Origin of the sequence: Rhizobium sp. 25PS6 (assembly GCF_032464655.1) — a bacterium.
GTDB lineage: Bacteria > Pseudomonadota > Alphaproteobacteria > Rhizobiales > Rhizobiaceae > Rhizobium > Rhizobium laguerreae.
In genome coordinates, this window is record NZ_JAWDIV010000070.1 from 1 (window position 1) to 838 (window position 838).

General features: G+C 61.5%; 1 protein-coding gene. It reads right to left on the reverse strand.

Going from position 1 to position 838, the window contains the following annotated elements:
* The coding region (locus RWK44_RS34845) for an ABC transporter substrate-binding protein (protein WP_316030180.1) at nucleotides 1-838 on the reverse strand (838 nt) is incomplete at both ends.

An 838-nucleotide genomic window follows, 5' to 3' on the forward strand; every position in this document is an offset into this window, starting at 1 on the left:
TCGGGAACGTTGAACATGCCGAACATGTCGGAGTTGTAGACCACGCTGCCGTCGGTGCCGGGGAAGCGGTAGCACAGGAAGTCGGTATCCGGCGTCTTCTTGGCGGCGACGAATTCGCCCTTGGCCCAGTCGCCCATCACCTGCACCAGCGCATCACCCTTGATGACCATGGCGGTTGCCAGGTTCCAGTCGCGGCCCGAGAAGTTCGGGTCGACATATTTGATGATCGTCGCCAGATTGTCGAACGACTTCTTCATCGTGTCCGACTTCAGCGATTCCTCGTCGAGGTCGTTGAAGGCCTTCTTGTAGAACTCCGGACCGCCGGTCGACAGCACGATGGAATCGAACATCGTCGCTTCCTGCCAGTTCTGGCCGCCAAGCGCCAGCGGGATGACGCCGGCAGCCTTGGCCTTGTCGAGCAGGGCGATCAGATCCTCGAAGGTCTTCGGCTGAGTGCCGCCGATCTTGTCCATCACAGCCTTGTTGATCCACAGCCAGTTGACCGAGTGCACGTTGACGGGGGCAGCGACCCACTTGCCGTCATAGACCGAAAACTTCTGCAGGGCTGCCGGAACCGACTTGTCCCAGCCTTCCTTCTTCGCCGTCTCGGTCAGGTCGCCCATGACGCCGGCCTCAGCATAATCGAGCACGGTATAACCGAGCATCTGCGAGGCCGTCGGATAGGTGCCGGCCGCAACCATCGCCTTCAGCGCCGTCATCGCCGCATCGCCGCCACCGCCGGCAACCGGCACGTCCTTCCAGGCAAAACCTTCCTTCGAAAGATCCTCCTTCAAGACGTTCAGTGCCGCTGCCTCCCCGCCCGACGTCCACCAGTGCA